Source organism: Hymenobacter roseosalivarius DSM 11622, from assembly GCF_900176135.1.
GTDB lineage: Bacteria > Bacteroidota > Bacteroidia > Cytophagales > Hymenobacteraceae > Hymenobacter > Hymenobacter roseosalivarius.
Genome location: NZ_FWWW01000057.1, coordinates 62,874 through 69,807 on the forward strand (window position 1 = coordinate 62,874; position 6,934 = coordinate 69,807).

At 54.7% G+C, this 6,934-nt stretch carries 7 protein-coding genes; 4 read left to right on the forward strand and 3 right to left on the reverse strand.

The features are described 5' to 3' along the window. Window positions 1-24 precede the first annotated feature (24 nt). Window positions 25-1,278 (reverse strand): site-2 protease family protein, encoded by a 1,254-nt coding sequence (locus B9A24_RS08250; RefSeq protein ID WP_234997098.1) that lies wholly within the window; start codon window positions 1,276-1,278, stop codon window positions 25-27. Then, window positions 1,256-1,924, reverse strand: a complete 669-nt coding sequence (locus tag B9A24_RS08255) for an HAD family hydrolase (RefSeq protein WP_084444701.1) — start codon at window positions 1,922-1,924, stop codon at window positions 1,256-1,258. The genes B9A24_RS08250 and B9A24_RS08255 overlap by 23 nt, the downstream gene beginning before the upstream one ends. 277 nt (window positions 1,925-2,201) lie before the next feature. On the opposite strand from B9A24_RS08255, the gene B9A24_RS08260 reads away from it, so the two are divergent. Next, on the forward strand, window positions 2,202-3,662 hold the full coding sequence (locus B9A24_RS08260; RefSeq protein ID WP_084444702.1) for a tyrosine-type recombinase/integrase: 1,461 nt from the start codon (window positions 2,202-2,204) through the stop codon (window positions 3,660-3,662). On the opposite strand, the gene B9A24_RS08265 is transcribed toward B9A24_RS08260, so the two are convergent. Continuing rightward, window positions 3,643-4,290, reverse strand: coding sequence for a helix-turn-helix domain-containing protein (locus tag B9A24_RS08265; protein ID WP_084444703.1), 648 nt, complete (start codon window positions 4,288-4,290; stop codon window positions 3,643-3,645). The genes B9A24_RS08260 and B9A24_RS08265 overlap by 20 nt on opposite strands. A gap of 402 nt (window positions 4,291-4,692) precedes the next feature. Here B9A24_RS08265 and B9A24_RS08270 point away from each other — a divergent pair, with 402 nt between their 5' ends. The 3 genes from B9A24_RS08270 to B9A24_RS08280 all read left to right on the forward strand — a co-directional run bounded on the left by B9A24_RS08270 (window position 4,693) and on the right by B9A24_RS08280 (window position 6,731). After that, window positions 4,693-4,944 (forward strand): helix-turn-helix domain-containing protein, encoded by a 252-nt coding sequence (locus tag B9A24_RS08270; protein ID WP_159451986.1) that lies wholly within the window; start codon window positions 4,693-4,695, stop codon window positions 4,942-4,944. A gap of 274 nt (window positions 4,945-5,218) precedes the next feature. Beyond that, on the forward strand, window positions 5,219-5,704 hold the full coding sequence (locus B9A24_RS08275) for a replication/maintenance protein RepL (RefSeq protein WP_159451987.1): 486 nt from the start codon (window positions 5,219-5,221) through the stop codon (window positions 5,702-5,704). Window positions 5,705-5,873: 169 nt separating this feature from the next. Then, window positions 5,874-6,731: a hypothetical protein gene (locus tag B9A24_RS08280; protein WP_084444706.1), complete on the forward strand. Its 858-nt coding sequence runs from the start codon at window positions 5,874-5,876 to the stop codon at window positions 6,729-6,731. Window positions 6,732-6,934: the final 203 nt, after the last annotated feature.

The following is a 6,934-nucleotide window of genomic DNA, read 5'->3' on the forward strand; positions in this document are numbered from 1 at the left end:
ACAAGCAATGGTGCGCCCGCCGACTTAGCCGAAGGGCGAAGGCGTGAAGCAGAGCACAAAAATAGCCAGCATTACCCAGCCCAGCACCTTGCGGCCCGCACTCAGGGGGCTTTCGTCGGGTGCCGGTGGATGATAAATGCCCATCACGCGGCCCAGCAGCAACCCAAATACCAGCCAGCCCGGATTGCCCTCAATGCCCGGCATTGCCAGACTCAGCGCCAACTGCGCTGCCAGGACGCCCAGTACTAGCATTATCGCCCGGCGCGGTGTGGGTACGGCCCGCCGAAACACCGTGAACAAGTAAATCAAGTAAATCGGCCCACCATAAAGCAGCGAGTCATTCGAGCTACCCACCGTAAACAAGCCCAGTCCGGCGTAAAATATAAACCCGATAAACAGCAGCGCCGATACCTGATTGGCCCGCTGAAAACCCAGCAAACCGTACAGAATATGCCCCCCATCGAGCTGCCCGATAGGCAAGAGGTTGAGCGCCGTAAAGAACAGCGCCAACGAGCCCGCGAGCAGCACCGGATAATGCATCAGCTCATTGGGGTGGGGAAGTAAAGCCGGGTCAGCCAGCCAGGATTCCAGAAACTGATAGATCAGCGACTTCCCCAGGACCAGGCCGCCGCCATCAGCGTTTTTGTAGACATACTGCGCATAGTCGGCCCCATACACGCGGTATTCGGGGTGAACCTGAAACAGGTACTCCAGCGGAGGCAAGTGAGTGAAACCGTACATGAGTACCGGAATGGCCACCAGAAAACCCGCCAGCGGCCCCGCCAGGCCAATATCAAAGAACTCCTTGCGGGAGAAAATTCGGTCTTTAATGCGAATGACCGCCCCAAACGTACCGATGGTATTGAAGAACCCCGTGAAAAACGGAATGTAGTAGGGCAGGGTAGCCCGCACCTTATAGTAGCGCGCCGTGAAATAATGCCCAAACTCATGTACCGTGAGCACGCCCAGAAACGGCAGCGAGAACCAGAGCCCTTCCCGGATTTCGGCCCGCGACAGCCACACACTGAGCGAGCCCACGCTCCGCGGGTCGAAAAACGTACGGCCCGTCATCCACTCCGCCCCGGCCAGCGTAGTCGTTATCAGCGTGATGACGAACAGCAGCAAATGCAGCGTGTACACGCGCCAGCGCGGCGTGGGGGGCTTATAGGTATTGAACTGACCCCGGTGGCGGCGGAAGTAGCCGCGGTTGCGGGGCCGAAAATCGTCATTATTATCGGGCTGGGGCGCCGGGGCGTCAGGCAGAGGGAGGGAAGGCACGGATAGCGGCAGGCAAGGCGTCGGTGAGCGTGAGCGGCGGGGCCAGGAAGAGCGTGTGCAAGCCCAGGCGCTGAGCCGTTTCGATATGTTGAAAACTGTCTTCGATGAAAAGAGTTTCTTCGGCCTGCCAGTTCATTTCGCGCAGCACATGCGCAAAAATCTCCGGGCCGGGCTTGCGCAACCCTACTTCCTGGGAGTAAAATACACGGTCCAGTACGTCGGCAATACCGTTCTCAAAGCCATACGCGACCTTGAGGCGCCGATTTACTTCCTCAATATGAATCACGTTAGTGTTGCTGAGCAGCGCCATCTGGTGGCCTTGCTCGTGTAGCTCGGCCAGCAGCGCCAGCCGGTCGGCGGGCACATCCAGCAGAATAGAATTCCAGGCCGCGTCCAGTTCCTCGTCGGTAGCAGTGAGTTGGTAGCCAGTGCGCAACCCTTCCCGAAACTCGGCCGGCGTAATGCACCCGGTTTCCAGCAGATCAAACAGTTCGGACTGCGCTTTTTGGTTGTATTCAATGGTGCTGCCCGCGCTGGTCAGGCGGCGCATGGCCTCAATGGGGCGCTGGTAATCGATATTAATGAGCACACCGCCAAAGTCGAAAAGCAGATTAGGCAAGCGGCGCGAAGTAGGGCTGGGGGGCATTTTTGAAGAATAGCGTTGCGAATTGACGGGCAAAAGTCGTAGTTTTCCTAGATAGCTTCCTCACCCTACTAAAAAAGGAGAGGCATGCGACCAATGAAATCGTTGTTTAACGATTGGAAACACATTTTTTGAAGCTTATGTCAACAGTTAGCAAACGGCTGAAAACGGGGTGTTATCGGAGAAAAAATGGTGCATCTTACCTTTGTCCGACCTTTTAGAAAAAAAACGCCTCGTCTTGCCACCATTTACGTTTGTTTTGTCCCCCTCGCTACTAGTTATGGCTTCACTCAAATTCTATCTCGATAAGGCTCTCAAAACTCGCGCCACCCGTACCGTATACTTACGTTATAAGGTGCCCGCCGGTACGCTCACCTTCTTCCCCGTGCCCCTAGTGGAAACCACCGAGGCCAAATGGGATCAGAAGGCCCAGCGCATCAAGGGCACCAGCCTGGAGGTGCTCAAAGTCAATGGCCGCCTGCAGGAGCTGCGCAAGGAGGTCGAGGCTGAGGTGCTACGCCTGCGCACCGCGGCTAACCGCGACCCACTGCCTAGCGAGCTGCGCACCACTTTGCCCCACTTGATCAGCAAGGCTCCCCTGGCAACGCTACCCGTCCAGCCCCCAACGGGCGGGCCGGCTGGCGGGGGCTGGACGGGTAGTGACTCGGTGCACACGCTTTCGCTGCCCCAGCTCGTGTTCTACGTCACGCGCCTGCGTAGCTCGGAGCTCACGGAGCTCTCGGCTCGCGAGTACCTCACCATGGGTCGCTGCCTGGAGCGCTTCCGGCCTGCCACCGACCCGGGCTGGCTGCTAAGCCGGCTCACGCCCCTGCGCCTGGAAGAGTGGCGCCAGTGGCTGGTCACGCCCCGCGAGCAGGGCGGTCTGGACGTGAGCAACGTGACGGCCAACCACCGCTGCACCTTGCTGCACTCGGTGCTCAACTACGCCCGTGACCACGGCTTTCGCACCCTGCTCACCGAAGACCACCTGAAAGTCATGGCCAAGCGCTTCAAGCAGCACAAGGCCCAGCGGGAGTCGCTCTCAGCGGCCGAGCTGGTGGCCTTTTACCAGGCCCCGCTGCCGGCGGACGTGAGCGGTGTGGAGATGCTCGTGCGCGACCTCTACTGCCTATCCTGGTGCACGTCGCTGCGCCAGGCCGACTTGGTAAGCCTGGAAATCAGTAACATCGTCTACGACGTGGACGCCGCAGGCCAGGCCGTGCCCTGCGGACTGGACGTGACCTCGATTAAGAGCCTGCACACGACCATGCTGCCGCTCAACCCCCTGGCCGTGGAAATCGTGCAGCGCTGGCTGAACCGCACGCGGCCCGAGCTGGATCACCGCCCCCGCTGGGGCCGGGCCCTGCGCAGCTACGCCTGGCCCGAGAATCGTCTGTTTCCCCGCGTAACCAAGTACCGCCAGCAGGTGATCCGGGAATTGTGGAGCCGCCTAAACCTGTTTCAGGAACCCGTGGAGGTGATTCGCCTCAGCGGGGGGCGGCAGCAGCGTAGCCTGGTGCCGCGCTGCGAGCTGCTGACTCTACATACGGCCCGCCACGGCTTCGGCAATCACATGGCCGCCAGCAACGTGCCCATTGAGGACGCGAGCCTGCTCATGGGCCACAGCTCCTTGACCACGACCGCTATTTACTATCATCGTCCCGCTACCCAGGCCCTGAGCCGGGCCCGGCAGGCCCTTCAACACCTGCCGGGCTTGAAGTCTACGAATGAACCTGATTAAGCTCCACCTGCCGGCGGAAGCTTTCCAATAATTGATTCTCGCGCTTCAACCGCTCGTTCTCCTTTTTCAGGTCCTGATAGGTTTCCCCGCTGCCCTTCCCGTCAATGAGATACTCATAGCTCACGTCCAAGCGCTTAACCACCTGGCGCAGCTGGGCAATGGTCAGGTTGCCCTTGTTGGTTTCCACTCTATAGTAGTGAGCGGCGCTCATGCCCAGCAGGGCACCCATTTCTCGAATGGTCAGGTTGCGCTGTTTGCGCAGCGCGACGAGGCGGGCATTTACTTCACGCTCTACGCGGGAGCCCGAGTTGGGCTTGCTCGTTTCGTCATTCTGCACGACGGGGGCGAAGCGGGCTAAGGGTTCTTTCTGCAGGTCCGGGTCCACGCCGAGCTTTTCGGCCCAAGCCTTCAGCTGGCCCTCAAGGATAGCCCGGCTGTTGTTCTCCCAGGTAGAAACCACGGAGTACGAGAAGCCTAGTTGCTCACTTAAGGCCATCTGCGTGAGGGGAGGCTGTTGCGCTTCCCGGCGCTCCCGCATAAAGGCTCCCAGGTCAGCGCGCAGGGCAATGCGCTGCTCGGGCGTAAGGGGAGCAGGAACCGAAGCGGACTTAAGCGGCTTCTTCGTCATAAGCTGAGTTTTAACTGATTTGGGCACTGAGTACCATAAGGCAAACAAACAATGTAATGCAAGGTAGTAAACAACTTGAGAACAGAAAGGGGAAGCATAAAAGAACCTGCTATTGCTTTCTATGCCATCGCTTAGGTACTACCGAAAAATAAAAGTGTTGCAAATGCTTGGGTAAATAGAAATACTTTACCAACTTGCGTACGAATTAAAAACAGGTGCATACACTGCCTTGTTTTCAATAAATTGAGTTCACTATAAATTTTGAAGAAATAGCCCACCAGCTATTTTTTTCAAAGTTTTGTACTCAAGAATGAAAATTAATATTAACACTTAATAACGATTAGCATGTTGTCACCATCCCTTTCACCACCCACCGGTATACCAGCCGATAAGCCCCTAGTTATGATGACCTGGGCTGACTTGCAGGCTACCATGCAACAAAGCATTGTTCAAGCTTTGAGCCTACACCAGCAGCAGCTAGAGGCAGACCGGCGTCTCACCACCGACGAGGCCGCCAAATTCCTGGGTGTAAAGCCCGAGTACCTGCAGCGCTTGCACCATCGCGGGCTGGCCTACGAGAAGGGCCGTCCTAACCGCTACCGCCTCGCCGACTTGCAAGACTATCAGGACAAGCAGCGCTTACATCGCCGGTAAGCCCTATAGAAGTTCTCCATGATCTACTCCAAGCTCAACAGAAAATTGTGGTACCGAGCAAGTACTGGGCGCTGGCGCCTAAAAGGCTCCGTTCAGCAGTAGCTTATTGAAATAAAGAGGGGTAGTGCAAGTAAGCCTCTATAGTCTAACTAGTTAGTAAAAACTGAAAATGTGTAGTACCCGATCATTAATGACTATTAGTCACCTATGAATGAATGATTCGCCGGGAGCACCTAAAAACATACATAAACCTTTGTGAATGCAACTTACACCTATGTCACAATCCTCACACACGCGGCGGCTTAGCACGCTAATTACGAACACTATTAACGAGAACGGGGAGTTGCTCGACCAGCAAGAAGTTGGCGTTGATATCCTGGTTAAAGGAAGCGAAGATTTCTTCTTTGTCTTCGCCAAACACTTAGGAACCGTCTTGCAACTGGGCGGTAACGAAATAAAGGTATTACTATGGTGTTCGATGAATGCTCACCTCAATACCAATGAGATAGTGTTGAATAAGGCCATCAAGGAGCGCATAGCAAGGGATGCCGACATCAGCCCTCGCAGCGTGGATAATTCCTTGACTAAGCTCTGTAGGAAGGAAATGTTAAAGCGCGTAGATTCAGGCGTTTACCTAGTAAATCCTGATGCTGCCTGGAAAGGCAAGATCAACCTGAAAGCTAAAAGAGCGAGGTTGTTTGTGAACTACGTAATGGAGGAGCCCCAGCAACCACTTCCAACAGATCTGCCAGGTGAATAAGTCGATGAAGCGCACATGTATGGCCTTCGGATAACCCCTTCAAATCATGCTGCAATGAAAAAGCAGAGCATACTGCTGGGCATAGCGCCGGGCTAGAGACTGCGACTTGTCCTCGCCAGCATGAATTCTGATTTACTGTTTTGTTTTCCCACTTTATTCTCTCCTGTTAATGAACAAGCGAGTTCTTCTACCGATTCAGGCAAATGACCCCCTGGCTAAATTGTTTAACGCTTATATGCAGGGCCTCCGCACCAGCGAACTTATGTATCTACCCCGCGAAACAATGCGAGAGTGCCAGGAGGCATTTACGAGAGAGGCCGCAGGCGAGGTGCTGGATATATCCATTGTAGACCAGGCGCGTCGTTATTTCGAGCTGACCGTGGTCAGCAACTCATTATCTGACATGCATTGTAACATCGGTGATGCCATTGCCTTACTGGAGGGCTTTTTCGCTGATTATGGCGGGGACGTCAATGCCTTTGCCATCCAGAATAGAATGAACAAGGTTAAGGAGTATGGGGGTGACGATTCAGATTGGTATCTCGATACGGAGGCAGAGGAAGAGAATCAATGGAAGATTAGGTATACGGATGACCCTGAGGCCCTAAAGGGGTATACCCTGCACGATGAGTTGTCTGGCTGCTTTAATGGCTATGGGGAGATACGGGGCGAGTATATCGGTACGAGTGGGCCGGAAGATTTTGCCTCACACACGGTGTTGGTACGCGGCCAAACAGAGTTTTCCCTGCGTAAGATGCTTTCCTTGTATGACCCTGGCTATGCCGAGGAGGCGGTTCTCTACCAGCAAGCTGATGGTTCCTATACTGCGTTGCCCCTAGCTGATCAGATTGAGCACGAACTCAACGAAGATATCAATAATGACCACTTAGCCAACCTTTTTGAGGCGGTTTTACACAGCAAAGTGGAAGTTAGACAGTATTACGATAGCATGCCTCAGGATGTATCGAACTATCAAATTCTGTTGCAGAAATTGAAAATGATTCAGAACGTTAAAGTCAAATACTAGCGTACAACTCTCCCCAGTGATGAGAGTTGCTGATTAAGTCGCTGCTGGTAGCTAGCTGGACGGTTCCACGTTGCCTCCCCCACCTACCTAACAACCCACATCCTCCCCATATTCCAAATAGCTCATTCACTTTGATTATGGGGAGGGTACCGGCTGTTAGGTGGAAGAAGCAAAGCGTTGATCAAAAAAATATCATGCACCAC